The organism is Ilumatobacter sp. (genome assembly GCF_046290335.1).
GTDB lineage: Bacteria > Actinomycetota > Acidimicrobiia > Acidimicrobiales > Ilumatobacteraceae > Ilumatobacter_A.
The window spans coordinates 499,369-524,207 of the sequence record NZ_JBKAGH010000002.1; the positions used below are offsets into that span (position 1 = coordinate 499,369).

The following is a 24,839-nucleotide window of genomic DNA, read 5'->3' on the forward strand; positions in this document are numbered from 1 at the left end:
TTCGGTACCGGGTCCGAAACGTGCGCACGTGGACCCGATACCAGACGTGCGGCGGCCTACGTCATGACGAACGGGTCGAGGGCGTCGAGGGCGGTCGAGGCCCGGTCGCGCCAACGCCTGGCGCCGCCGTAGTAGGCGAGTGAACCCGGCTCGGCACCGCCATAGCCGTTGTAGTAGCTGACGCAGTCACGCAGTGCTGCCGACATCGAGTCGGCTCGGGCACAGTGTCGAGCCCAGCGTTCCTCGGCCTCGGCAGTCGGTTCGATCGTGTCGGCGCCACGCTCGCGGAGGAGCGTGAGCGTCCGCACCACGTGGTTGACGTGATCCTCGATCGAGTCGGTGAAGTTGAAGCTCCCGCCCCCGCCCTGCGGACCGGTGATGACGTACAGGTTCGGGAATCCCTCGTGGTGCACCCCGAGGAACGAGCGGGTGCCGCCGTCGGCCCACTTGTCGGTGATCGAGCGGCCGTCTCGCCCGCGGACCATGTCGAACACGTCGCTGGCGAAGAACCGGAACCCGGTGGCGAAGATCAGCACGTCGAGCTCGTACTCCTCGCCATCGTGGACCACGCCGCGTTCGGTGATCTGGCGAACGCCCTCGGGCGCGCAGTCGACCAGGTGGACGTGGGGCAGGTTGAACGAGGGCAGGTACTCGTCGTGGAACGTCGGCCGCTTGCAGCCGTAGGGGTACCACGGCTTGAGCGCCTCGGCGGTGGCCGGGTCGTCGACGACCGCGTCGACGCGGGCACGGATCTGCTCCATGATCCGGAAGTTCGTGTCGAGCAGCTTCTCGACGTACTCCTCCGTCGTGAGGTCGCCGTCGTGCTCCTTGCGTTCCTTCCAGTCGTCCATCTCGCCAGCGAGATAAGCGTCATTGGCCTGCAGCGCCGTGCGCCCGGCCGAGATCTTGGCGAACCGCGCACGCCGAGCGACGGCCCAGCCTGGTTCGGCGGCCCACTTCGCCCGTTCCTCGTCGGTCGTCTCACGCTGATCCCGGACGTCGACCGTGGACGGGGTGCGCTGGAAGACGAAGAGTTCGCCCGCCACCTTCGCCAGCTCGGGTACGGCCTGCACCGCGGTGGCGCCCGTGCCGATGACGCCGATGCGCTTCCCGGCGAGGTCGACGTCGTAGTTCCACCGCGAGGTGTGGAACGACTCGCCTTCGAACCGGTCGATGCCCGGGATGTTGGCGAGTTGTGGCGTGGTGAGGATGCCGTTGGCGAGGATCACGTGGCGGGCGTGCATCTCGTCACCGCGATCGGTGCGCACGGTCCAGCGCTGGCCGGTGTCGTCCCAGTCGACACCGGTGACGCTGGTGTGGAAGAGGCAGCGGTCGTAGAAATCGAACCGTTCCGCCATCCGTCGGCAGTAGTCGAGGATCTCGAACCCGGAGGCGAACTTGACCGACGGGACGTACCCCATCTCCTCGAGCAGCGGGAGGTACGAGTACGCCTCGACGTCACACGCCACACCCGGGTACCGGTTCCAGTACCACGTGCCGCCGACGTCACCACCTCGTTCGCAGAAGCGCACGTCGTCGAACCCGGATTGGCTGAGGCGATACCAGAGCAACAGCCCGGCGAACCCGGCGCCGACGACGAGGACCTCGCACTCGTCGTCGAGCGCCTCGCGCTCCACTCGTTCCGACGAGTAGTGGTCGACCAGGTAGCGGCTGAACTCGCCGTCAATCGCCAGGAAGTCGCCGGACCCCTCGCGCAGCTGCTTGTCTCGTCGATAACGATCGCGAGCGTCGTCGTCGAACGACGCGCCGGCGGGTTGCTCGGGCAGCGTCGTCAGGCGCTCGTCGTCGATCACCCGGTAGCCGGCACCCTGGACGCGAGGGTTCGCCGCCGCTCGCGTGTCGAACCGCTTGCGACCGGTCGCCGGGTCGATGCGGATCGCTTCTCGTTCGGTCATGTCGTTACTCCCGTCTCCCAGGGGACGCCGAACGAGTCGGCCGACGCCATCTCCGACGGCGGCCGCCGCGTGATCGGCCCATGACCACCGCCGATCGGCCAGCCGATCGGCACCACGGCGACCGGTGCCCACTCAGGGGGTGCGTCGACGATCTTCTGGACGTCCCGCTCGAACCGACAGTGCAACGTGGTCAGCACACAGCCGAGACCCTCGGCCCGGCAAGCGAGCAGTGCGTTCTGCACCGCCGGATAGACCGAGCCGCCGCCGACGAACGACACGCGGTCGAGGTGGGCGTCGGTGATCGTCATCCGATTCGGATCGGCGACGAAGACGAGGACCGCCGGCACCTCGTGGAAGTGCTCGGCGAGGTACGTCCCGGCCTCGAGGGTGCGTCGAGCGGACTCGCGGCGATCTCCCTCCGGGATCCGCTCGAGCTTGGTCGTGTACGTGTCGGCGTAGGCGTGCCACGGCCCGGCGTAGAGATCGGCCAGAGCCTGCTTGCGGTGGGAGTCGCGGACGACGACCACCCGCCACTGCTGCCCGTTGCCGCCGGTCGGTGCCCAACACGCCGCCTGGAGCACCCGATCGAGCACCTCGGTCGGCACCGGGTCCGGTCGCAACCGACGAACGGCACGCTGCGTGCCCATCAACTCGTACAGCACCTCGGCCTCTGACCCCATCAGCACGACCGTAGCCACACCACCCCACGACCGACGGAACGAGACCCGTTCGGGGTCAGACCCGAACGCGCCTCCGGTTGGCACGTCTCTGCTCTGACCCCGAACGTGCTGTCAGGGGAGGGGGCCGCTGGTGATGTGGTGGCCGGCGCGCTGGTGGCGGGCGGCCACTCGGAGTTCGGTGCCGTCCGGGGCGCGGACGGTGACCGGCCCGTTCGGCATCGTGACGCTGGTCAGCGTGTCGGCAGGAGGTCCTCGGGACCGAAGGAGTCCGGGAGCAACTCGTCCATCGTGAAGGTGGATTCGAGACCCTCGACGGTGCAGCACTGCACCACCGTCGACGCATCGGAGAACTCTCGGATCTTCTGCCGGCAACCACCGCAGGGCGAGCCGGCACGAGTGCTCGCGGTCACCGTGACGATCGTCGAGATCACCGGGTGACCGTCGGTGCCGGCGACCATCGCGGCGATCGCTCCGGCTTCAGCACACGTACCCTCCGGGTAGGCCGCGTTCTCGACGTTGCAGCCGACGAAGGTCGCTCCGTCAGTCGTTCGGATCGCTGCACCGACCGGATAGTTCGAGTACGGGCTGTGCGAGCGCGCCATCACGGCGATCGCTGCGTCGAGCAGTTCGCGGACCGTCTCGTCGAGGAGCGGTTCCGGGGCGGTCTCTCCACGGTCGGGGGTCGGCTGGGGCGTCGCGGCGTCGTTCACGTCGCCTACGTTGCCACGTCTCGACACGGTGCGGACGGCTCGTCGAGTCGAGCATCCGGCCGACGCCGCCGACGATGATCAAGAATGCATCCATGAGTGCACGGATGAGCGATTCGACGACCGCCCCCGTCCCTACCATCGTGGTGGATCCGACCGCTCCTCGGGCGCCCGATGGCGAGATCGACACCAGTGACGGCGGCGGGTACGTCTTGATCCTCGACGACGGTGGGACCCTCGCACTCGCCGCCGACCTGCTCCTCGGTCGCGAGCCGGCGACCCATCCCGACGTGCTCGCCGGTCACCGGCGAGGTCTGCTGCTCGTCGACGAGACGAACGCCGTGTCGCGACACCATCTGGCGGTGTCAGTGCACACCGGCGGCGTGGAAGTCACCGACCTCGCGAGCGCGAACGGCACGATGATCGTCGACAACACCTCGGGCACGACGTCGCACCTGGTGCCACGGCGAGCGACGCGCCTGTCGATCGGCGATCGGGTCCACCTCGGCGCACGCTGGTTCCAACTCGGCTACCGCCGCAACGTCTGACCCGCCCCGCCCCCAGATCGATCTCGACCCCGACTCGCGCCGTCCCACATCGATCTCGACCCGGATTCGCGCCGCTCGAAATCGATCTCGGCCCGGATTCGCGTCAACAGCTGGAACGGATCGGGGCCGAGATCGCAACCCGGTACGTAGTCTGGCGGGATGACGTCGTTCGAGCTTCGTCCGCATCCCTCGTTCACCGGTCGTCCCGGTCCGGTGCTGGTCGTCGTGGCCGACGGAGTCGGTGTCGCCCCGCCGGGGGCCAGCAACGCCGTCACCGAAGCGAACACACCCACGCTCGACGAGTTGACCTCGGGCGAACTGTCGACCGAACTCGCCGCGCATGGACCCGCGGTCGGCCTGCCGTCCGACGACGACATGGGCAACTCCGAGGTCGGCCACAACGCGCTCGGCGCCGGGCGAATCTTCGCGCAGGGCGCCAAGCTCGTGAACAAGGCGATCGAGACCGGGGCGATCTTCGACTCCGAGGTCTGGGCAGCAGCGATCGAACACGGCCGCGTCGGCACGTTGCATCTCATCGGCCTGCACTCCGACGGTGGCGTTCACTCGAGCCTCGAGCACCTGTACGCGCTGCTCCGACGCGCGACGAGCGAGGGCGTCACCAGTTGCGCCGTCCACATCCTCCACGATGGCCGAGACGTCGAGGCGCGCTCGGCGCTCACCTACATCGAACGCACCGAAGCCGTGCTCGCCGAGATCAACGCAGGCGGCCCCGACCGCAACTACCGCATCGCCTCCGGCGGCGGTCGCATGACCATCACGATGGATCGCTACGAGGCCGACTGGAAGATGGTCGAGCACGGCTACCTGTGCCACGCACACGGCGAAGGCCCCGCCTTCCGCTCGGCGGCCGAGGCTGTCGAGACGATGTATGCCGAGTCCGACACCGGCGACCAGTACCTCGGGCGTTTCGTCGTCACCGACGATCACGGGCCGGTCGGGCGCATCGTCGACGGCGACGCCGTGGTGCTCTTCAATTTCCGCGGCGACCGGGCGATCGAGATCTCGCGCGCGTTCGAAGAACCCGACTTCGACGTCTTCGATCGCACCGGAGCCAGCGGCGAGCCGGCACCGGACGTCTTCTTCGCCGGGATGTTGCAGTACGACGGCGACGCGCTGGTGCCAAAGCGCTACCTCGTCGCTCCACCGACGATCGACCGCGTGATGGGCCAGTTCCTGTGCGCGGAGGGGATCCGGAGCTTCGCGATCAGCGAGACGCAGAAGTACGGCCACGTCACGTACTTCTGGAACGGCAACCGGTCGGGCTACATCGACGAGCAACTCGAGACGTACGTCGAGATCCCGTCCGACAACGTGCAGTTCGACACCACCCCGGCGATGAAGGTGCGCGAGATCACCGACGGCACGATCGACCTGCTTCGGTCCGGCGAGTACCGATTCGGCCGACTCAACTTCCCGAGCGGCGACATGGTCGGCCACACCGGTCACCTCCACGCCACGATCGAGGCGATGGAAGTGATCGACGAGTGCATGCGCCGACTGATCGAGGTGATCGACGAACTCGACGGGGTGTTGATCTACACCGCCGACCACGGCAACGCCGACATCATGTTCACCGTCGACGCCGACGGCACCCGGCAGCCCAAGACCAGCCACACGCTGAGCCCCGTGCCGTTCGCGATCCACGATCCGAACTACGACGGCGAATACCACATGGTCGACGCTGCACCCGGGCCGTCACACGGGCTCGCCAACGTCGCGTCGACGGTGTTCAACCTGCTCGGCTACGAAGCGCCCGACGACTATCTCCCCGCCCTGATCGCGTTCTGATCGCAGGCGTAACGGTTTGTGTCTGACACAAACCGTTACGGGTCACGGGCGCGCGGTTGTCACAGGAGAACTGAGAGCGAGGCGATGATCTCGTCCAGCACGGCGAGCGCCGACGAGGGGGCCTCGACGTTCAGCTCGATCAGCAGACCGTCGTCGACCGGAACGAAGACCTCTCGGTTCAACCGGTCGTCGACGACAAGCTCCAGGAGGATCGCGTCGACGCCGTCGACGTCGAGCGAGGACTCGACATACCCGGCATCGAGCAGCGGCGTGATGATCTCCCTGATCGGCGGCGGATCGAACTGGCCCAAGAGGCGGACATCGAGATCCAGCGACGGGCTGGTCAGGGTCTCGGCGTCGACCATTTCGACGTCGGCCGGGACACGCAACGTCGGCAGCACGGCGTCGTACCCCTCGATGGCTCCGATCCCGACCGTCGTCGAGTGCGACAAGGGTCGCAGCGCTTCGGCGGACCCGCGGATCGAGCGAAGCAGCGCGTCGACCCCCGAGTCCCCGTACTCGGCGCCCACAGTCGTGAACAGGTACGTCCCGAGCCGGTAGACGAACCACGAGAGCGTGCGATCGTCGAGTTCGACCGAGTACTCGAAGGCGTCGACCCCGGCGAACTCCGTCGGACCGAAGCTGATCTCGCGGCCGCGCCCGTTCGGGTTGACCTGCTCGCGCATCGCGGCACCGAGCTCGGAGAGTGTCCCTCGGATTCGCAGTGGCACACGCACTGCCTTGATCTCGACGAAGGATCCATCCGGATGGGTGAGCACTGCGACGACGTCGTTGGCATCGTCGAGCACGTCGAGTTCTCGGGACTCGAGGATGCCACTCTCGCCCCAGGTCGTGGGACGCCCGACGTCGAGGATCTCGAACGTGCTGGCGATGTCGGCCGTGAACGCTCCGTCACCCAACTCGGTCGAGACGATCACCGCCTCTTCCGGCGGGTCCACGGCAACGGTCGTCGGGGCCGCGCCGCCCGACGCTGACGAACGAACGTCGAGCGAGTCGCCGTCGGCACTCCCCGACATCCGACAGTTCGCCTCCCCGACACCTCGAATCTCGACCGGGGACACGCCGTCGACCAGAATCGCGCAGCTCGCGCCGCCACCACCATCGGGATCGGGATCGGCATCGACCACGATCAGGCTGACGGAGAATTCGCCCTCGACGTCGATCTCGCGACGCCACGGCCCGTCGATGCGCTCGGTCGTCTGCTCACCATCGATGGTCGCCGTCAGTTCGGCGGTGCCCGATCCGGCGCCCGCCTCCAGCACCACCGAACGGGACCCACCAGCGCAAGCGGTCGCCGCGAACACTGCGAACGCGGCAGCAACGAAGTATCTCTTCACGCTGCCACCGTCCTCCGACGCCGTCAACCGATCGTTAACCGGCGATTCCGCAGCAACCCGGCGACTCCTCGCAGCTGCCGTGCATCCTCCCGCAGCAACCGGGCGATTCCCCGTGGCGGCGCGTTCGTGACAGCGATCGAGCGCAGCGGTGGACCGCCGACGAGCCGGCCCGCCGATGCGGGGCGTGCGGGCGGTACTGCCGGTGCTGGCAGTACTGCGGGTACTGGCAGCGCTGGCGGGGTCAGCCTCTCGGGATCCAGTCGTCGCCGACGTAGAACGTGTCGATGCGCTCGGAGCGGTAGGCGGTGTGGATGCCCGGCGCGGAATCGAGGCGCCAGACGATGTCGCCGCCATCGGCACCCTCGGGAACGACCTCGACCACGATCAAGCGCAGCGGATCTTCCGGATCGGGCGGGAACGTGCCGATGCCGCCGTGGGTGATCAGCACGTTGCCGTTGGAGAGCTCGTCGGCGTCACTGATGAAGCCGGCATACACCGGCACCCCCGGGGTCTCGTCCATCCGATGCTCCCAACGCTGCACCGCGCTCCACTCGGCCGGATCGTCGGACGCGTCGTCGACATCGACGATCACCGCACGACTGTACGGCAGGTTGTCGGGATCGTCCGGTGACGTGCCGGGCCGGAAGTTGCCGTTGTCGTAGAACACGATCGCACCGTCGGCGGTGACCTCGACCGCGTGCTGGTAGTACGGCAGGTCACCCGTGTACGGCATCGTCGCCCCGTCGCCGATGATCCAGCGGAGGTCGGCCTGCGGCCCCTCGTCGTCCAGGTGGTTCAAGGCGATGATCTGGTTCGTGTGGCGTGACGAGATCAGGATCGCGTCGCGGTCGGGGGCGTAGACGACGCTGTTCGCGTGCGTCCAGTCGCGCAGGTCGGATTCGGCGAACAGACCGAAGTTCTGGCACAGCGTGTTGCCAGGGAACTCCTCGATGTCGAGCACGTCCCACAGATCCCACGTGCGCACGACCTCACCTTCGGGCGTGAACTCGACGATGACGTCGGACAGCGCCGCCCATGCCTCGGGGTCGCCGGGGCAGAACAGTTCGCGCTGTTCGGGGGTCACCTCGTGGCGGGTCGTCGCCAACGCCAGCACGTTGCCGTTCGGCATCGGCCAGTTCTCGTGATGAACGCCTTCGAGGTCCATCCATGGCGCACGGACGGCGACCGGTTCGGCGTCGCCGGGATTCCCCCGCAGCGGATCGGTGAAGAAGGCGATCTGGTCGGGGTCGAGGTTCTCGAGGAGCGCCTCGTCGTCCACGGTGGTCGCATCGGCTTCGGCCGCCGTCTCGGCGGGTTGCGGTCGCCAGTTGTTGACGACGTTGCCGAGGGGGTCGATCTCGCGGATCCCGAACGGCCAATAGTGCGCGAGGAACGTGCCCGTTTGCGTCTGTTCGAGGCCGCCCAACGCGCCGGTGTTGCTGTAGTACCAGACGACCTCGCCATCGTTGTCGTAGCCGAGGAGATATTGGCTGGACGGCGCTCCCTCGGGCGTCTGCCACACGTCGAACTCGATGATCGTGATGCCGGGTGCGGCCCGATCGGCGTCGATCGTCAACTCGTGGTCGCCAACCCACTCCGGCAACGGGCCGGTCGTGAACTCGCTGTCGACGACCCCGAGGGACGCGCCGGCATCGTCGAACGACTCGACCGACACGGCGTAGGCCCGATCCGGACGCATCCCCACGAGCGGGATCACGTGCTCGGCGGCTACCGCCGCGGTGCGCGGCACCTCGACGACGTGATCGTCGGACGTGGCGGTCACTTCGACCTGGACGTCGAGCTCCGCGCCGATCGAGACGGCGGCCGCAAGCGGGGTGTACGGGCTCGGCTCGATGCTCACCGCGACCGGCTCGGGGATCATCTCGTCGGTTTCGTCGGCAACGACTGGCTCGCTGTCGGACTCTGCGTCCGACACGTCGGACTCGGACTCGGCGTCCGACACGTCGGACTCGGACTGGGTCGCCGGTGCTGGCACGTCGGTGTCGGACGTCGTCGCGTCGTCATCGGAGCCAGCGCAGGCGGCGAGCACGAGAGCGGCCACGAGCGCGGCCGCTGCAGAAGAGCGTGAGTTCATCGCCCTATTGTGCGCAGAGCCCGAGTCTTTGCGCACGATCACGCAGATCCCGCACGATGAGACGGGCGGGCCCGAGCGCACGCCGATGCTCTCCACAGATGGGGCGGTCGCACACGCGCCAGCGCCATGAACCGCCGGGCCGTACGCCACAACTCCCGACGTCATCTACCATGTCGCGATGCCGTCGGCAGCGGAGTTCCGGCTTGCTGCGACCCGCTTCGACGAGGTCGCCGATGACATCGCCGACGTTGGGCGAGCCTGTGATCGGTCAGGAGCACGCGAGGCGTTCGAAGGTCGGAGCAGCGTCGCCACGTCGGTCGATCTCGCGCTCGAGGCAATCGACTCGAGCGCGACCTCGGCCGTCTCTGCGTGTGCACATCTGGCCGCCGAGTGCCGCCGCCGAGCAGACGAATGCGAGGCCTTCGAGGCCGCGTTTCGGGAGTACTCGGCTGCGAACAGCCGGTGGTGGGCGCAGCGCTCCCGATGGCTTCTGGCCGAACGGGACGGCACCCCGGCCAACATCGTCGACTCGCTCCATCCCGGCACGCAACCCCGCCGCCCGACACCACCGCCGTTCTACGACGGTCCGAACGGAACCGGCTGATGGCCTTCGTCGGAGCCGACGCGCACGCACTCGGGGAAGCTCGCGCCGAACTGGACGCCGCGGCGCGCCGAAGTGGCGACGCCGCCGACTGGTTCTCGGGCGCAGCCGCATTGAGCGGATTGCTCGGCGACCCCGAGTGGGGCGGCACCGTCGACTCGACGATCGAACACGTCGATCAGCTCACCAACACGGCTCGCCAGACGGCCGAGTTGCTCGACGCGGTCCGGGAAGGACTCGCCGACGTGCACTGGTTCGGCATCGGCGCGCTCGCTGCGATCCGACGCGAGCTCGTCGACGTCGAACTGGCATCGCTCGGCATCGAACCGGATGAAGAGCACTCGATCGACCGCGTCGTCGCCGCCAACCGAATCCGCATCCGCGCCGACCTCGAAGCAGCGACCGACGACGACCGACGGCGTCTGCTGCAGAGCTGGTTGGATCCGACCGTCGATGCGATCACCGGCGAGATGACGGTGCCACAGGTGCTGCTCTACGACGGTTCTCTCGGTCGCGTGGCGATCGCCTTCGGTGGCGTGACGACTGCTGACGACGTGCTGGTGACCGTGCCGGGAACGGGCACGACGCTCGATGCGTACCGACTCGGAGACAGCTTCGGGTTGGAGGCGCGGCGAGCCGTCCTCCTTCGCGAGAAGGTCAACGACGTGGGCGGTGACGACGTCGCCGTGATCGCCTGGCTCGGCTATGACGCGCCCCAGTGGATCGCTGCGAACAACCCGGGCACGTCCGGAGCCGGCGAGCGCGGTGGACTGCTGCTGCACGACTTCGTCGACGGTCTGGTGCTGCGACCGACGCAACGGCTCACGGTCGTCGGACACTCCTACGGATCCTTCGTCGTCGGCGAAGCACTGAGCGACGGACTCGCCCCGCACAACACGATCGTGCTCGGAAGCCCCAGGATGGGCGTCGATCACGTGGGCGATTTCGAGCTACCGGAAGGGTCGGACGTGTTCGCGATGCGGGCGACGATGGACCCCGTCGGCACCCTCGAACGCTTCGGGATGTCGCCGACCTCGGTGTTCTTCGGCGCCGACCGGCTGCAGGCGCACACCGACACCTTCGTCTTCTCACATTCCGACTACTGGAGCGACGCGAATCTCACCCAGATCGCTCGCGCCGCGATCGATGGCGCCCCCGAGACGCAGCGCTTCACCAGCGTCGGCGACGTGGTCCACGAGAGTGTGATGGCTCCCGTCGCCGTGGCCGACGACATCGTCGATCAACTCCAGCGGCCCCTGCCCGGCTTCGCCGAAGACGTCGTCGACGACCTGCAGACGACGGGGCGAACGATGGTCGGCACCGCGTCCACGATCGTGGTGCACGGGATCGACGCCGGTATCAATGCGACCGTCGAGGCCACCGAATGGACCGGCGACCGGCTCTCAGAGGCAGCCGATGCCATCACGTTTTGGGACTGACCCGGATGACGAACGACGTAGGCTCGACACCTGGAGGTGGTCATGTGGATTCTTCGTCACCGGTTCGCCATCGCACTCACTGGGCTCTTCGCCCTGGCGGGGTGTTCGGTGTTCGGCCCTGACCTCACCTTCGACGAATCCGTGCAGGACGCACGCGACATGGCGAACGTCGTCGCCGCCGCACTCGGTGACCCCGACCGCGTCGAGCGAGTCACCATCGGCCCACTCACGTGCGGCGGTTCCAACCGATATGCCAACCTGACCGGATACCTCCCCCTCGACCCCGACGACACCGGCACCGACAACACCGACCCCGACGACACCGGCACCGACAACACCGGCCCCGGCGAGCCCGAACTCGACGCGGTCGCCGACGCCATCGCCCCATTCGGCTACAGCGAGAACAGCCGCGAAGACTTCGCGGTCGGCCCCTACCGACTCTGGGACGGACCCGACAACCGCACCATCTCCGTCACGATCGTCGCCGACGAAAACGCCGTCAGGATCTGGACCACCGGACGCTGCGCCCAACCTCCCGACTGACGCACCCAGCCGGCACCACCCACGCTCACCCAGACATGTTGACGTGTCGCTCGGGCCGCGCACCTAGCCTCGGGACATGAACTTCGCACCGCTCGTCGACGACTGGCCGACACAACGTGAAGTGCTCCGACGCATCGCGACGCATGTCGTGGCTCAAGCGCAGGTCCGCGAGACCGGGCACTTCTCGCTGATGGCACTTCCCGGCGGATTCGGCACACCACAGTTCGGAGCCCGCCGCACTCGGGTGCGCGTCGTCGGCGGGTCGCTCTTCGTCGAACGCGCGGGCGGCGAACGAGACGGCGAAGCGACCGCCACGACGGAGGTCGTCACCATCGCCGGATCGACGATCACCACGTTGTGCGCGGCGATCGGATTCACCCCGGACCCGAACCTGAGTGTCGGCCACGACACCCCACCGCTTGGCGACCCCGACGACATGCTGGTCGTCGAGTCGGCAACCGCTTTCGTTCTCGGCGATTGGTACACGCTCGGCCATCGGGCGATCGACGAGGCAGTGGCGTCGCTGCCCGACGCTCGTGCCTCGATCGCCCGCCTGTGGCCGGAGCACTTCGACCTGGGCATCGATCTGGCCGTCGACCACGCCCGCAAACCCGGGAGGCGCTGCAACCTCGGCGCCGCAGCCGGAGACGCAAGCCATCAAGAACCGTATCTGTACGTCGGACCGTGGGGCCCCGAACGACCCGAGCCGGAGGAATACTGGAACGCTCCGTTCGGCGCAACGATGAGCTTCGGCGAGCTCGACGCCGCCGACAACCCGCTCGCACTGGCCACGGAGTTCTTCCTCCACGGCATCGCTCTGCTGCGAAGCTGACGAAGAGCAACGCCCCGCCCTCGCTCGCCGCCCCGTGGCGGCGACTCGTAGCGTCCTCGCGTGATGGCACGACGACGCAACCGGTTTCCTAAGAACGTTCTCATGACCGACTCACGATCACCTCAGACGACACCTCCACGATCGACTCCATGAACGACCGCACCGGCTCCGATCCAGCCGACAACCCGGCCGCCAACCCGGCCGCCATGACGGCCGACAACCCGGCCGCCATGACGGCCGACAACCCGGCCGCCATGACGGCCTCTGAGACGGCCGCCGGCACCGCGAAGGTCGGCCTGCGCCGGACGACGCCTGCGCCCCCGCGTCAGCGTCTCGGCATGGTTGCCGCCGCCACCGCCGGCCTGGTCGCGGTGCTGGGTGGCTTGGCACTCGCTGACGCAGCGAGCAGCCAGCAACCATCGAACCTTCCGGTGATCGAGATCGGTGTCGACGCCGAGGTTCCGTCGAGCGAGGTTCCGTCGGGCGAGGTTCCGTCGGGCGAGGTTCCGTCGAGCGAGGTTCCGTCCAGCGTTGCTCCGTCGACGACCGGAGCCGAGCGCGATCCCGTCGTCACGACCGACACGGCCGCGATCACGACCGAGACGACCGGCGATGGATCGAGCGGCGACACGCAGACGGTCGGGGGGACCCAGATCCGGCCGGGAACGACGACGCCGGACACGGTCGTCCGCGTCGTGCAACCCCCACCCCCCGTCGTGATCGCACCGCCCTCGACTCCGGCGACAACACCCGCGACAACACCGGCCACCACACCGGCCACCACACCGGCCACCACACCGGCGCCGCCCCCGACGGCTACTCCGACCGCCCCGCCGGTGACCGTTGACGACGATGACGACGACGAGATCGACGATGATGACGATGACGACGATGACGATGACGGCGCGGACGACGAGTGGGATGACGAGTGGGATGACGAGTGGGATGACGAGTGGGATGACGAGTCCGACGATGACGACGACTGAGTCGGTCCGGCGTTGCGGCGTCCACGCCTGACCGCTCGGGCCCGCATTCTGGGTCTCACCACCCTCGTCGTTGCCGTCGCGCTCGCCGTGACCGTCGTCTTGCTCCGGCAGGTGTTGTTGTCCGAGCTCGACGAGCGCATCGACCGCGACCTCGCGCAGGAAGCGCAAGAGTTCGCAGAGGTCAGTCGGCTCACGGAGCGAGGTCCGGATCAGACGGCCGAGGAATTCGCTCGGCAGCTGCTCGAGAACTACATGGTCACGAACGTCCCCGCAGACAACGAGGTCCTCATCGCCGTCCAGAACCGGCAACCATTCCTCGAGTCGGCCGACCCACCCGGCAACATTCGCGCCGACGTCGAGTTCCTCTTCGATGTCACCGACCCGACGTTGGGCACGATCGACAGCGCTGCAGGTCCGGTCAGGGTCCTCGCCCAACCGCTCGTCGACTCCGGGCAACAGGCCGGGCTCCTCGTCGTGGGCTTCTTCCTCGACGTCGACCGCCAGCGGATCTCCGACACGATCCGCGACGCAGCGATCGTCGCACTCGCCGCACTCGCCGCCGCCGTCGCGTTGGCGTGGGTGGTCGCCGGTCGTGTGCTGCGTCCGGTACAGGTGCTCGCCGACACGGCCCGAGACATCACCGAGCACGACCTCTCCCGTCGGATCCCGATCCAGGGTTCCGACGAGTTCGCGGCGATGGTCGACAGCTTCAACTCGATGCTCGACCGACTCCAACGAGCCGTCGACACGCAGCGCCAGTTCCTCAACGACGCCGGCCATGAACTGCGCACGCCCCTCACGGTGATCCGCGGGCAACTCGAAGTCGCCTCGCTCACCGAGGATGCCGAGCGCAGCGACGAACGCACCGTTCGACCGCCCGACGCCACGACACCGATCGTGCTGAGAGAAGTCGACCGCATGTCACGCATCGTCGACGACCTGCTCGTGCTCGCCCGGTCGGAGACCGTCGAGTTCGTGCGCATGGCACCATTCGACGCCGACGAGTTCGTCACCAACACGTTCGAGTTGGTGCAGCAGTTGGGCGACCACGACTGGTCGATCGACGCGCTCCCGATCGGCATCGTCGTCGGCGACTCCGGTCGACTGACCCAGGCGATGCTGAACCTCGCGGCGAACGCCGCCCGCCACACCGCCGACGGTCGAGAGATCAGCATCGGCGGACAGCTCGATGCCGACGAGTTCCGCCTCTGGGTCGCGGACTCGGGCGACGGCATCGAGCCGGAGGAACTCCAGCGCGTGTTCCAGCGGTTCCATCGAGCAACGACCACCCGGTCGAGCGGCGGGAGCGCCGGACTCGGTCTCTCGATCGTCGATGCCATCGTCCGTGCGCACGGCGGAACGGTCAGCGTCGAGAGCGAGGTCGGCGTCGGCTCGACGTTCACGATCCGCATCCCACTCCACGAACTGTTGCCACCACCGGTCGCTCCCTGAGCGCGGCGACCCACGAACCAAGGACTTCCGACATGGCACGAATTCTGATCGTCGAAGACGAACCCGACATCGCCTCCTTCCTCGAAAAGGGCCTCACTGCCGCTGGGCACACGACGATGGTGATCGCCGACGGACGCGAAGCGGGCGCCGTCGCCCGCGACGACGCCTTCGACCTGGCGCTGCTCGACCTCGGGCTTCCCGGACTCGACGGCATGTCGGTGCTGCGCCAGATCCGAGCACGAGGCGAGCGGCTCCCGGTGATCATCCTCACCGCCCGCGACGAGTTGGAGTCGACGCTCGCCGGATTCGAAGGAGGGGCAAACGACTACGTGACCAAGCCGTTCCGCTTCGAGGAGATCCTCGCTCGCGTGTCGGTACGGCTCGCCGAGGCCGCGAAGACCGACGCCGGGCCGAGCCAGATCGTCGTCGGAAGCGCCACGCTCGACATCGGTGCCCGGACGCTGCGCGTCGAGCAGCGCACCGTCGAGTTGTCAGCACGCGAATTCACACTCGCCGAGACGTTCTTCCGACACCCTGGTCAGGTGCTCTCCCGAGAGCAACTCCTCTCGCGGGTGTGGGGTTACGACTTCGATCCGGGCTCCAACGTCGTCGACGTCTACGTCGGCTATCTCCGCAAGAAGCTCGGGACCGACGCCCTCGAGACCGTGCGCGGCGTCGGCTACCGCCTTCGCGACAGCTGACCGGTGCGTGGCGCTGACTGAGAGCATTCTCATCGCCGGCTCATCGTGAACACAGCGGCGCGGCACATCGTGGCGACGTGAACATCACTCCAGAGCAACTTCTCGTCTACCTCCCGCTCGGCGCCGCGATCGCCATCACGTTTCGCCAGATCATCGGCATCCGGGCGATCGGCACATTCGCCCCGGCGCTGTTGGCGCTGAACATCATGCAGATGGGCGCTCGCCAGTCCGGCGCCACCCTGCTGATCGCCACCGGCGCAGTGTTCTTGACCCTGCCGCTCATCGAGAAGCTGGCGCTTCCCCGATCTTCGAGGCTGGCGATCCAAGTCGTTGCCGTTCTCGCCGCACTCGTCGCCGCCGGAATGCTGCACGAGGACGGAAGTGCGGCGCCGATCGTCGTGCTCGCCCTCGTTCTCGAGCGCACCTGGGACACGATGCAGACGTCGGGCACGCTCGAGGCGATACGGCTCGGAGCGTCCACCGTCGCCATGGCGTACGCGATCGCAGCGCTGCTCGCGGCAAGCGGTCAGTGGATCGATCAGTCTCCGTGGTATCTGCTCGCCGCCTTCGGGGTTGCCGTGAACCTCGCGGTCGGGAGCTACCGCGGCCTGCGCGTCACCGAACTCCGGCGTTTCCGCCCGGTGCACTGCTCCGCCACGACGACGCAGCCGTTTGCTCCTGCGGGTTCGGCCTCGACGTACGGCGTCACCGCGGCGGCCGGGACCGTCCGATGATTCGTCGACGCCGTGCGCTCGGACTCAATGGACGCAACGCGCACATCGCTCGAAACAACCCGCGCTGGGCGATCGCCGAAGTGAAGGACAAGATCGTCTGCAAGGTGCGGCTCGCCGCTGCCGACATCGCGGTGCCTCCGACGCTGCACGTCGTCTCCTCGCGGCGCGAGATGCGGGCGTTGCCGTCGGCATCACTCCCCGACCGTTTCGTCGCGAAGCCGGCTCGGGGGAGTCAAGGCAAAGGCGTCGTGGTGGTGACCGGTCGCCGCGGCCACGACGTGTGGATCACCCCCGACGGCCTGCGCTCGCACCGTCAGCTCGAACGCGAGGTCGACGACATGATCGATGGAATCCACTCCGATACCGACACCGACCGGGCGCTGTTCGAGCCGCTGCTCGTGGCACATCCCGACCTCGCCGCGCTGGCGCCATTCGGTCTTCCCGACATCCGAATCGTGTGCGACGACGGGCGTCCGTTGATGGCGATGATGCGCGTCCCGACGTTGTCCAGCGGCGGTCGCGGCAACCTGCACCAAGGCGGGCTCGGTGCCGCGATCGACATCTCGACCGGCCGCATCGAACGCGCCGTCGTCGGCGGCGCGGAGGTCGCCCGGCATCCCGACACGGGCGCGCCGATGGTCGATGCCATCATCCCGAGGTGGCCGGAGCTGGTCGATCTGGCGCGGCGTTGCGGTCCGGCGACCGGCCTCGGCTATGTCGGCGCCGATCTGGTCGTCGATGCCGAGTTCGGCGCGCTGGTCCTCGAAGTGAACGCTCACCCTGGGCTGGAAATCCAGAACGTGTGTCTGCAACCACTCGATCCCGGAGCCGGTGATTCGAGGTGGAAGTGAGACGCGGAGCTACTGGCAAGTAACCTCGGTGCCCGATGAGCACTGCGACCGAAACACCTCAGGAGTCGGGCCAGAAGGCCCGAGTCAAGCCGCACCAACTCGCCCTCGTCCTCGGCATCGGTGTCGCGCTGTTCACGATCGTGTCGGGCATCATCCCGCAGTTCACGAAGTGGAAGAGCGACAGCGAGGTGCATCGCACGGTCTTCACGAACATTCCCGGCCCGCTCCAGATCGCGTTCTATTCGATCATCCCGGTGATGGTCGTGTGGGGCTCGATCATGTTCTCCAATCGGATGAAGAACTGGGAACGCGGCGCTCCGGCGAAGCGTCGCACGACGACGAAGAACGCGGCCCAGCGCCTGAAGGACTTCCGGGCGGGCGCGTACATGCAGACGCTGTTGCGTGACGCCGGTGCTGGCCTCATGCACTCGATGATCTACTTCGGGTTCCTCGGCCTGCTCGCGGTCACCACGGTGCTCGAGATCGATCACCAGATGCCCGAGTCGCTGAAGTTCCTGCACGGCGACGTGTACCGCGGGTACGCGGCGTTCGGTGACCTGATGGGCCTCGTGTTCATGGGTGGCGTCGTGTGGGCGATCGTTCGTCGCTACGTCCAGCGCCCGTACCGGATCCGGATCAAGTCGAAGCCCGAGCACGCCGCGATCCTCGCGACGTTCTTCCTCATCGGACTCACCGGCTACGGCGCGGAGATGTTCCGCATCGCCCAGGAGGGCATGCCGAGCTACGAACGCTGGAGCTTCGTCGGCTACCCGCTCGCCACCTTGGTCGACGGCTGGTCGCAGTCGAGCCTCGACGTCTGGCACCAGTGGTGGTGGATCGCCCACGTCGTCACGTTCATCGCGTTCCTCGCGCTGTTGCCGATCACGATGCTGCGCCACATCTTCACCTCGCCGCTCAACATGTACCTGAAGGACAAAGACCGTCCGAAGGGCGCCATGCGGCCGATGCCGAACCTGATGGAGACCGAACTCGAGAGCTTCGGTGCCTCGGTCGTCGAGGACTTCACGTGGAAGCAACTCCTCGACCTCGACGCGTGCACGATGTGCGGTCGCTGCACCTCGGTGTGCCCGGCCCACGCCACCGGCAAGCCGCTCGACCCGCGCGAGATCGTGCTGAAGGCCGGAGAGGTCATGGCGGCCACGGGCACGCCTGCGGTGTCGCCACCGTTGGGCACCGTTCCCGAGGTCAAGGTGCAGGCCAACAACCTGTTCGAGCGCATCACGCCCGAGGAGTTGTGGGCATGCACGACCTGCAAGGCGTGCGACGAGATCTGCCCGGTCAACATCGAGATCACCGACAAGATCTTCGACATGCGTCGCTACCTGGCGCTGATGGAGTCGAACTTCCCGACCGAACTCGGCAACGCGTTCCGGGCGATGGAGAACCAGATGAACCCGTGGGGCCTCAACCAGGGCGAGCGCGGCGACTGGGCCGAAGGCATCGACGGCGTCACCATCGTCGACCCGGGCGAGGCGCTGCAGTCGGAATACCTGTATTGGGTCGGCTGCGCGGGATCGTTCGACGACAAGAACAAGAAGGTCACGCAAGCAATGGCGCAGCTGCTGCGCCGGGCCGGCATCGACGTCGCCGTCCTCGGCCCGTCCGAGATGTGCACCGGCGACTCTGCCCGCCGCGCCGGCAACGAGTACCTGTTCCAGATGTTGGCGCAGCCCAACGTCGAGATGCTCAACGGCATGGGCGTGAAGAAGATCATCACCCAGTGCCCGCATTGCTTCAACACGCTCCTCAACGAGTACCCGCAGATCGGCGGCAACTACGAGGTGGTCCACCACACCCAGTTGCTCGAGCAGTTGATCGACTCCGGGCAACTCGACGTGAGCCAGGCCACGCTCGACGAGCGCATCACGTATCACGACTCGTGCTACCTCGGCCGCCACAACGACGTGTACGTGGCTCCTCGCAAGGTCGTCGGTTCGATCAAGGGCGTCGAGGTCGTCGAGATGCAGCGCAACGGCACGAAGGGCATGTGCTGTGGCGCTGGTGGTGCTCGCATGTGGATGGAAGAGACCACGGGCACGAAGGTCAACGACGAGCGTGCGGCCGAGGCGCTGTCGACGGGCGCCTCTCGCATCGCGACCGCTTGCCCGTTCTGCTACATCATGATGGACGACGGCGTGAAGGGGGCGGGCGTCGAGGACGACGTCGTCAAGGTCGCCGACATCTCGATCCACCTCCTCGACGCGATCCAGAAGGGCGAGGCCGCGTTCCACGCCGGCGACGCGCCGCTGCTCCAGGACGAGAACCCCTCCCCCGTCGCTGGCAACTGACGACAGAGTGGGTCAGACCCACTCTGTCGCCGCCAATCAGCGCGACGCACGTAGCGCCACCTTCGCCCAGTCAGACGACAGAGTGGGTCTGACCCACTCTGTCGTTTCGCTGGCGAATCGCTGGCCGCGTGATGACCCGGTAGGTCACGGCTGCCACCAGCATCACGGTGGTGACGATCGACGTGGCCACGTACAGGCGGTTCGACACATCAGTGCCGGCGAACGTGCCGTGCAGACTCGACACGACGAAGGTCAGGTAGCTCGTCAGGTGGATGCTTCGCCACGCCCGGCGGGGCAGCCGCTTCATCATCAGCGACGTGCCTTCGACCAGAACGAGACCCCAGAATCCGATGACACCGGCCGCAGTCGGCCAGGTCTTCCAATCGCTGGCGAACGGAATGAAGAGGTCGGCCGCCGAGAAGTGCACGAAGTTGTCGGCGACGAGCGCTCCGAGGTGGATGGCGACCGACACGACGGTCAAGGCCCCGAGCGCACGGTGCAGGTCGAGTAGCCACGCCGGACGACGGCGCTGCGGAAAGAGCTTCGTCGACAACACGATGCCCCAGAGCACCGCCGCCGTGAGGAACAGCCACGCCACGATGCCCGAGGCGCGGGAAACGAACCACCAGAACTGTGGGTTCACAGCATCACCACCATCGTCGGATCGGGGACGAGCAGGTCACTCGTTCGCGTGGTGCCTCCGTCGGCATCGATCACGATGCCGCTGAGACCGTGATCGACCAGGTACGCCATGGCCCCGGCCGATCCGCAGAGCAACGCTGCGCTCGCATGAGCTTCGGCAAGCCAACCAGCGGACGCGACGACCGTCACCGAGGCCAGGTCCGTGAGCGACATGGTGCCGGTGATCGGGTCGATCAGATGATGTCGAGACTCACCCTCGGAGGTCCAGCGTCGCGACCGTGTACTCGACGTCGCGATGCCGCCGGCGCTGACCTGGATCGTGGTGACCGGTCCTCCCCCGAAGGGATCGGCGACGTCGATCAGCCAGCCTCCATCCGTCGGTGGACGGCCGGCCGCAGCGATGTCGCCACCGATGCTGACCAGTGCTCCAGCCGTACCCGACTCCAAGGCCTCCGTGACCACCAGGTCGGCGGCGAAGCCCTTGCCGATGCCGCCGGGATCGATCGACAGTCCGACCGGCAACATCATCGTCGATGCCCTTCGGTCGATCTGGGCATCGTTGATGGTCTGGTCGGGACGGCGCGAGTCCACCGCGACGGTGATGAGCTCGGAGTCGTCGATGCTGGTCGAGTAGCCGAGGGTGATGAGCTGGTGAAGCAACGTCGGGTCGTAGCGTCCGCCGGTCGCATGGTTGGCGAGGCACATCGCGTCGACAAGGCGGATCGTGTCGGCGCCGACTGCGAGCGGGACTCCGGGTGAGGAGTTGAGCCGCGAGAGATCGCTACTCGGAAGGAACCGACTCCAGCGATGCTCCAGTTCCTCGAGGCGTCGGCGTATCTCTCGGTGTGCCGTCGGGGTCGGGTCGACGAGCACGACCTGCGTGGTGCTCGCCATGACCCGGAACCGATCGTCAGTTACTTCCACTGGTGCTCGCTCGTGGCGCAGGCTGCGCGGACGCAGCGGGCGGTGCGGGAGCCGCTGGAGCCTCGACGGTCACCGTCCGTACGACCGGCGTGGCCGTGAGAACGACGGGACTCGACGGCGCCGATGGGGCGGCCGCCTCGGCCTCGACGACAGCCGGACCGACACCGGCCTCCGGAACCTCGTTCACGGTGGGGCTCGAAGCCGCCCGGGTGTAGTGGATCACCACTTCGATCGGACGGACGGCCGGTGCGGTCGGCGGCTCGGCGGGTTCGAGCGGCTGGTCATCTCCCGCCGAGGCAGCGAACGGGTTCAGCAAGCCGAGCAGACCGACGATGCCGAACATCGTCGTCGCGCCCAGACCGGCGGCGACGATGCGCCCGCCTTGAGCGGGGTGGCGGCGACGCCGACGGTGAGGTGCCGAATCAGCCGACCGGTTCGCCGCGGCCTGAGCCGTCATCCCCTGCGCCGATTCGCCGGGCGACCCGTTCACCGACCCTCCGGCCGGCGGCACGCCGGGAGGAACGCGAGGCGGGGCGAACCCGGTGGCGACCGGCATCGACTCCGTCACGACGGTCGTCGGCATCGACTCGGTCGTTCGTTGCGACGTCGTGGCGGAGGTCACCGCGCGGCGCTCACGGATTCGAGCGATACGTGCGAGTTGCTCGGCGCTCGGAGCGCTCGATGTCGCGTCAGTCATCGTCATCGCCACCTTCACGCTCGTCGTGATCGTCGTCATGATCGTCGTCATGATCGTCGTCGTGGGCCTCGTACTCGTCGTGATCGTCGTCGTGGTCCTCGTGATCATCATCGTCGTAGCGAGGGACGGTTCCGGGAGCCGAGTTCGGCACGGCCGCAGTCGACGAGGTGTTCGGCACCTGGACCACCTGAACGATCGGCTGGTCGACGCGGGCGACGAGATCGCCGGCGGGTCCGATCTCGGCAACGAATACGTAGGTCGTGTCGTTCGAAGCGAACGTGACGCTCACCGAGTGATCGTCCGGTTGGCTGACGTCCCACATCCAGCCATCGGCGGCGACGACCTCAGCGATGGACAGCACCCCATCGATGTCGGACACCGACACGGTGCCCGCGTTCTCGACGGCGAACGCACGGGGCGCCGAGGCCGACGGCACCGTGCCAGCTGGCAGCGTGGAGACCGTCGTGACCGGCGGGAGCGTCGGAGCGGTCGGTTCCTCCAGATATTCCTCCAGATAGACGTCGATGACCTGTGGCTCCAACGACGTCGGTGACGCCTCGTAGGCGGCGGAGAGCTGGCCGATGGCGTCGTCATCTGCGGCATTCAAGATGCCGATGTTCGCGGCGACGGCGACCCCTCCCGCGAGCAGTGCGCCACCCACGGCGCTGACGGTGAGCAACGTCGAGCGACGGGAGGACGTGGAGAGATCGGGTCGATTCATCGGATCACACTTTCGGGTCGGTGGGCGGGGGCTCGCCCGGGCTGGAGGGTGCGGACGTCGGTGGGCTTCATGGGTCGGACAGTACGGATCGGTCCTCCAGCGACCGAGTAGCCGATGGTTAGCGGATGGCAAAGATCCGGCCCGTTCGGTCGAAGTCGTCCCAGAGCGTGCAAGGCTGCCGGTGTGCATCTCCTCGTCGTGGAAGACGACCTCTCCATTGCTGAACCGCTCTGCGCCGGGCTGCTCCGCGAAGGCTTCTCGGTGCAGCACGTCGCGACCGGGGCGGAGGCGACCTCGGCTGGTGACGCAGATCTCGTACTGCTCGATCTGGGGCTGCCCGATCTCGACGGGCGAGCGGTGTGCCGTGCGCTCCGGGCCGAGTCGAACGTGCCGATCATCGTGGTCACGGCGCGCAGCGACGAGATCGACCGAGTCACACTGCTCGAGCTCGGCGCCGATGACTACGTCGTCAAGCCCTTCGGCTTCCGTGAACTCGTCGCCCGCATCGGAGCCGTGTTGCGACGGACCGGTGCCAGCGAGACGTCCGGGGCATCATCGACCGCGAGCGCCATCGATCTCGGCTGGCTTCGTCTCGACCGACGGACGCGACGCGTCACGGTGGATGACGACGAGGTCGCGCTGACACCGAAAGAGTTCGACCTCCTCGCGTTCCTCGCCGCCGATGTCGGCACGATTCACCTTCGCGACGAGATCATCCGCGACGTGTGGGACGAGAACTGGTGGGGCTCGACCAAGACCCTCGACGTGCACATCGCATCGCTGCGAAAGAAGATCGGGGCGACCAGCATCGTGACCGTGCGTGGCGTCGGTTTCGGCCTCGCGGAACACCGTGACGCGGCGAGCGGCGAGCGGTGACCAGGCGTCTCCTCCTCAGCTATCTCACCGTCACCCTCATCGCGCTGCTGCTGCTCGAAGTCCCCCTCGCGGTGTTCTACCGAGAGCGCGAGATCGACCGCCTGAGCGCCAATGTGGAGCGCGATGCGACCGTGATGGCGACCATCTACGAAGACGCTCTCGAGGACGACAGCCCCCTCGATCCCGCGCCCGCCGAGAGCTACACCGCACGGACCGGCGCCCGCGTGGTCATCGTCGACGAGAACGGCACGTCGCTCGTCGACACCGGCGCCGACACCAACCGCGACCTCTCCACCCGCCCGGAGGTCGACGCCGCACTGGCCGGCGATCGCTCGACCGGCATCCGTCGTTCCGACACGCTCGACACCGACCTGCTGTTCGTTGCCGTCCCCGTTGCGTCCGGGGGCGTGGTGCACGGTGCGCTTCGGCTGACACTGGATGCGCACGAGGTGAACGAGCGCGTGCAGCGGTTCTGGATCGCGCTCGTCGGAGCCGGGCTCCTGATCCTGGTCGTGATGGCTTGCGTCGGGTTCGTGATCGCTCGTTCGGTCTCGCGTCCGGTGCGCACGCTGCAGGCCGCGGCCGACCGATTCTCCAGCGGTGACTTGACGCCCGATCCGATCGACGAGCGCGCACCGCCCGAGTTGGCGTCACTGCAACGGGCGATGAACAACATGGCGACCGAACTCGATGGCTTGATCGAGCGTCAACGGTCGTTCGTCGCCGACGCGTCGCATCAACTCCGCACACCCCTCACCGCACTGCGCCTACGACTCGAGAACCTCGAGTCCGAGACGACCACCGACTCATCCGAACGACGCGAACTGTCCGCAGCGATCGACGAGACGACCCGGCTCAGCTCGCTCGTCGAGGACCTCCTGCAGTTGGCGAGGTCCGAGCAGTCGGGGAACTCGGTCGTGATCGACCTCGCCGACGTGGTGCGCGATCGAGTCGACACCTGGACCGCAACGGCCGAACACGAGGGAGTCGAACTCATGCATCGGGTGGCGTCGGCGTCGTTGCCGGTCACCGCACTCGCAGGCGGGATCGAACAGGTCCTCGACAACGTGATCGACAACGCGTTGCGCGTCTCGCCGCCGGGCGGCACGGTCACGGTCGAAGCATTCGCGGGCCCGTCGACGTGCACCGTGGTGATCTCGGATCAAGGGCCCGGAATCGACGACGCCCACAAGCACGACGCGCTGACCCGGTTCTGGCGAGCGGACACCAGCACCCCGGGAACAGGGCTCGGACTCGCGATCGCACAGCGGATCATGACCGCGTCCAACGGCACGATCGAGCTGAGCGACGTCACGCCGCAGGGCCTCGCCGTCACCCTCTCGCTGCCCGCCATCTCCGCCCGAACGACAGAGTGGGTCTGACCCACTCTGTCGTTTTCTGCAAGATTGCGTCTGGCC

The 24,839-nt window shown here is 67.5% G+C and carries 25 protein-coding genes; 15 read left to right on the forward strand and 10 right to left on the reverse strand.

The window, feature by feature from the left end:
• Positions 1–56 precede the first annotated feature (56 nt).
• The 3 genes from ACE37B_RS10760 to cdd all read right to left on the reverse strand — a co-directional run bounded on the left by ACE37B_RS10760 (position 57) and on the right by cdd (position 3,306).
• Entirely contained in the window at positions 57–1,916 is a 1,860-nt protein-coding gene (locus ACE37B_RS10760) for a flavin-containing monooxygenase (RefSeq protein WP_409923325.1), read from the reverse strand.
• Positions 1,913–2,596: a nitroreductase family protein gene (locus ACE37B_RS10765; RefSeq protein WP_409923326.1), complete on the reverse strand. Its 684-nt coding sequence runs from the start codon at positions 2,594–2,596 to the stop codon at positions 1,913–1,915. The genes ACE37B_RS10760 and ACE37B_RS10765 overlap by 4 nt, the downstream gene beginning before the upstream one ends.
• Before the next feature lie 230 nt (positions 2,597–2,826).
• The gene (gene cdd / locus ACE37B_RS10770) at positions 2,827–3,306 is read right to left on the reverse strand and encodes a cytidine deaminase (protein ID WP_409923327.1); all 480 of its coding nucleotides are present in this window, start codon (positions 3,304–3,306) and stop codon (positions 2,827–2,829) included.
• 92 nt (positions 3,307–3,398) lie between these two features.
• Between cdd and ACE37B_RS10775 the strand changes: the two genes are divergently transcribed.
• Both ACE37B_RS10775 and gpmI read left to right on the forward strand, forming a co-directional pair.
• On the forward strand, positions 3,399–3,851 hold the full coding sequence (locus ACE37B_RS10775) for an FHA domain-containing protein (protein WP_409923328.1): 453 nt from the start codon (positions 3,399–3,401) through the stop codon (positions 3,849–3,851).
• Positions 3,852–4,010: 159 nt separating this feature from the next.
• Positions 4,011–5,660, forward strand: a complete 1,650-nt coding sequence (gene gpmI, locus ACE37B_RS10780) for a 2,3-bisphosphoglycerate-independent phosphoglycerate mutase (RefSeq protein ID WP_409923329.1) — start codon at positions 4,011–4,013, stop codon at positions 5,658–5,660.
• A gap of 59 nt (positions 5,661–5,719) precedes the next feature.
• Here the strand turns inward: gpmI and ACE37B_RS10785 are convergent, their stop codons facing one another.
• Positions 5,720–7,018 carry a hypothetical protein gene (locus ACE37B_RS10785; RefSeq protein WP_409923330.1) on the reverse strand — a complete coding sequence of 433 codons (1,299 nt, stop codon included), beginning with the start codon at positions 7,016–7,018 and terminating at the stop codon, positions 5,720–5,722.
• A gap of 241 nt (positions 7,019–7,259) precedes the next feature.
• A complete protein-coding gene (locus ACE37B_RS10790) occupies positions 7,260–9,113 on the reverse strand; it encodes an aryl-sulfate sulfotransferase (protein WP_409923331.1) in 1,854 nt (617 codons plus the stop codon).
• A gap of 178 nt (positions 9,114–9,291) precedes the next feature.
• On the opposite strand from ACE37B_RS10790, the gene ACE37B_RS10795 reads away from it, so the two are divergent.
• The 4 genes from ACE37B_RS10795 (at position 9,292) to ACE37B_RS10810 (ending at position 12,528) form a co-directional block, all read left to right on the forward strand.
• A complete protein-coding gene (locus tag ACE37B_RS10795) occupies positions 9,292–9,717 on the forward strand; it encodes a hypothetical protein (protein ID WP_409923332.1) in 426 nt (141 codons plus the stop codon).
• Complete coding sequence (locus ACE37B_RS10800; RefSeq protein WP_409923333.1) at positions 9,717–11,153, forward strand: alpha/beta hydrolase; 1,437 nt, start codon at positions 9,717–9,719, stop codon at positions 11,151–11,153. The genes ACE37B_RS10795 and ACE37B_RS10800 overlap by 1 nt, the downstream gene beginning before the upstream one ends.
• 42 nt (positions 11,154–11,195) lie before the next feature.
• The gene (locus ACE37B_RS10805) at positions 11,196–11,696 is read left to right on the forward strand and encodes a hypothetical protein (protein WP_409923334.1); all 501 of its coding nucleotides are present in this window, start codon (positions 11,196–11,198) and stop codon (positions 11,694–11,696) included.
• Between the two features lie 76 nt (positions 11,697–11,772).
• The gene (locus tag ACE37B_RS10810) at positions 11,773–12,528 is read left to right on the forward strand and encodes a hypothetical protein (RefSeq protein ID WP_409923335.1); all 756 of its coding nucleotides are present in this window, start codon (positions 11,773–11,775) and stop codon (positions 12,526–12,528) included.
• Positions 12,529–12,628: 100 nt separating this feature from the next.
• On the opposite strand, the gene ACE37B_RS10815 is transcribed toward ACE37B_RS10810, so the two are convergent.
• Positions 12,629–12,784: a hypothetical protein gene (locus tag ACE37B_RS10815; protein WP_409923336.1), complete on the reverse strand. Its 156-nt coding sequence runs from the start codon at positions 12,782–12,784 to the stop codon at positions 12,629–12,631.
• Between the two features lie 188 nt (positions 12,785–12,972).
• Here ACE37B_RS10815 and ACE37B_RS10820 point away from each other — a divergent pair, with 188 nt between their 5' ends.
• The 7 genes from ACE37B_RS10820 (at position 12,973) to ACE37B_RS10850 (ending at position 19,561) form a co-directional block, all read left to right on the forward strand.
• Complete coding sequence (locus tag ACE37B_RS10820; RefSeq protein WP_409923337.1) at positions 12,973–13,248, forward strand: pentapeptide repeat-containing protein; 276 nt, start codon at positions 12,973–12,975, stop codon at positions 13,246–13,248.
• Positions 13,249–13,364: 116 nt separating this feature from the next.
• Positions 13,365–13,514, forward strand: a complete 150-nt coding sequence (locus ACE37B_RS10825; RefSeq protein ID WP_409923338.1) for a hypothetical protein — start codon at positions 13,365–13,367, stop codon at positions 13,512–13,514.
• 12 nt (positions 13,515–13,526) lie between these two features.
• Positions 13,527–14,966, forward strand: coding sequence for a sensor histidine kinase (locus ACE37B_RS10830; protein ID WP_409923339.1), 1,440 nt, complete (start codon positions 13,527–13,529; stop codon positions 14,964–14,966).
• Between the two features lie 32 nt (positions 14,967–14,998).
• Positions 14,999–15,667 carry a response regulator transcription factor gene (locus ACE37B_RS10835; RefSeq protein WP_409923340.1) on the forward strand — a complete coding sequence of 223 codons (669 nt, stop codon included), beginning with the start codon at positions 14,999–15,001 and terminating at the stop codon, positions 15,665–15,667.
• A gap of 77 nt (positions 15,668–15,744) precedes the next feature.
• Positions 15,745–16,401 (forward strand): 7TM domain-containing protein, encoded by a 657-nt coding sequence (locus ACE37B_RS10840; protein ID WP_409923341.1) that lies wholly within the window; start codon positions 15,745–15,747, stop codon positions 16,399–16,401.
• Positions 16,398–17,252, forward strand: a complete 855-nt coding sequence (locus ACE37B_RS10845) for a sugar-transfer associated ATP-grasp domain-containing protein (protein WP_409923342.1) — start codon at positions 16,398–16,400, stop codon at positions 17,250–17,252. The genes ACE37B_RS10840 and ACE37B_RS10845 overlap by 4 nt, the downstream gene beginning before the upstream one ends.
• Before the next feature lie 35 nt (positions 17,253–17,287).
• Positions 17,288–19,561: a heterodisulfide reductase-related iron-sulfur binding cluster gene (locus tag ACE37B_RS10850; protein WP_409923343.1), complete on the forward strand. Its 2,274-nt coding sequence runs from the start codon at positions 17,288–17,290 to the stop codon at positions 19,559–19,561.
• Positions 19,562–19,631: 70 nt separating this feature from the next.
• Here ACE37B_RS10850 and ACE37B_RS10855 read toward each other — a convergent pair whose 3' ends face one another.
• The 4 genes from ACE37B_RS10855 to ACE37B_RS10870 are packed head-to-tail and all read right to left on the reverse strand — an operon-like array spanning position 19,632 to position 22,545.
• The gene (locus ACE37B_RS10855; RefSeq protein WP_409923344.1) at positions 19,632–20,204 is read right to left on the reverse strand and encodes a hypothetical protein; all 573 of its coding nucleotides are present in this window, start codon (positions 20,202–20,204) and stop codon (positions 19,632–19,634) included.
• Positions 20,201–21,127 (reverse strand): FAD:protein FMN transferase, encoded by a 927-nt coding sequence (locus tag ACE37B_RS10860; protein ID WP_409923345.1) that lies wholly within the window; start codon positions 21,125–21,127, stop codon positions 20,201–20,203. The genes ACE37B_RS10855 and ACE37B_RS10860 overlap by 4 nt, the downstream gene beginning before the upstream one ends.
• The gene (locus tag ACE37B_RS10865) at positions 21,114–21,824 is read right to left on the reverse strand and encodes a hypothetical protein (protein WP_409923346.1); all 711 of its coding nucleotides are present in this window, start codon (positions 21,822–21,824) and stop codon (positions 21,114–21,116) included. Before ACE37B_RS10865 ends, ACE37B_RS10860 begins: the two co-directional genes overlap by 14 nt.
• Positions 21,817–22,545, reverse strand: coding sequence for a hypothetical protein (locus tag ACE37B_RS10870; protein ID WP_409923347.1), 729 nt, complete (start codon positions 22,543–22,545; stop codon positions 21,817–21,819). The genes ACE37B_RS10865 and ACE37B_RS10870 overlap by 8 nt, the downstream gene beginning before the upstream one ends.
• A gap of 183 nt (positions 22,546–22,728) precedes the next feature.
• On the opposite strand from ACE37B_RS10870, the gene ACE37B_RS10875 reads away from it, so the two are divergent.
• Together ACE37B_RS10875 and ACE37B_RS10880 are read left to right on the forward strand one after the other, a co-directional pair.
• Entirely contained in the window at positions 22,729–23,421 is a 693-nt protein-coding gene (locus ACE37B_RS10875; RefSeq protein WP_409923348.1) for a response regulator transcription factor, read from the forward strand.
• Positions 23,418–24,803, forward strand: coding sequence for an ATP-binding protein (locus ACE37B_RS10880; RefSeq protein WP_409923349.1), 1,386 nt, complete (start codon positions 23,418–23,420; stop codon positions 24,801–24,803). The genes ACE37B_RS10875 and ACE37B_RS10880 overlap by 4 nt, the downstream gene beginning before the upstream one ends.
• Positions 24,804–24,839 lie beyond the last annotated feature (36 nt).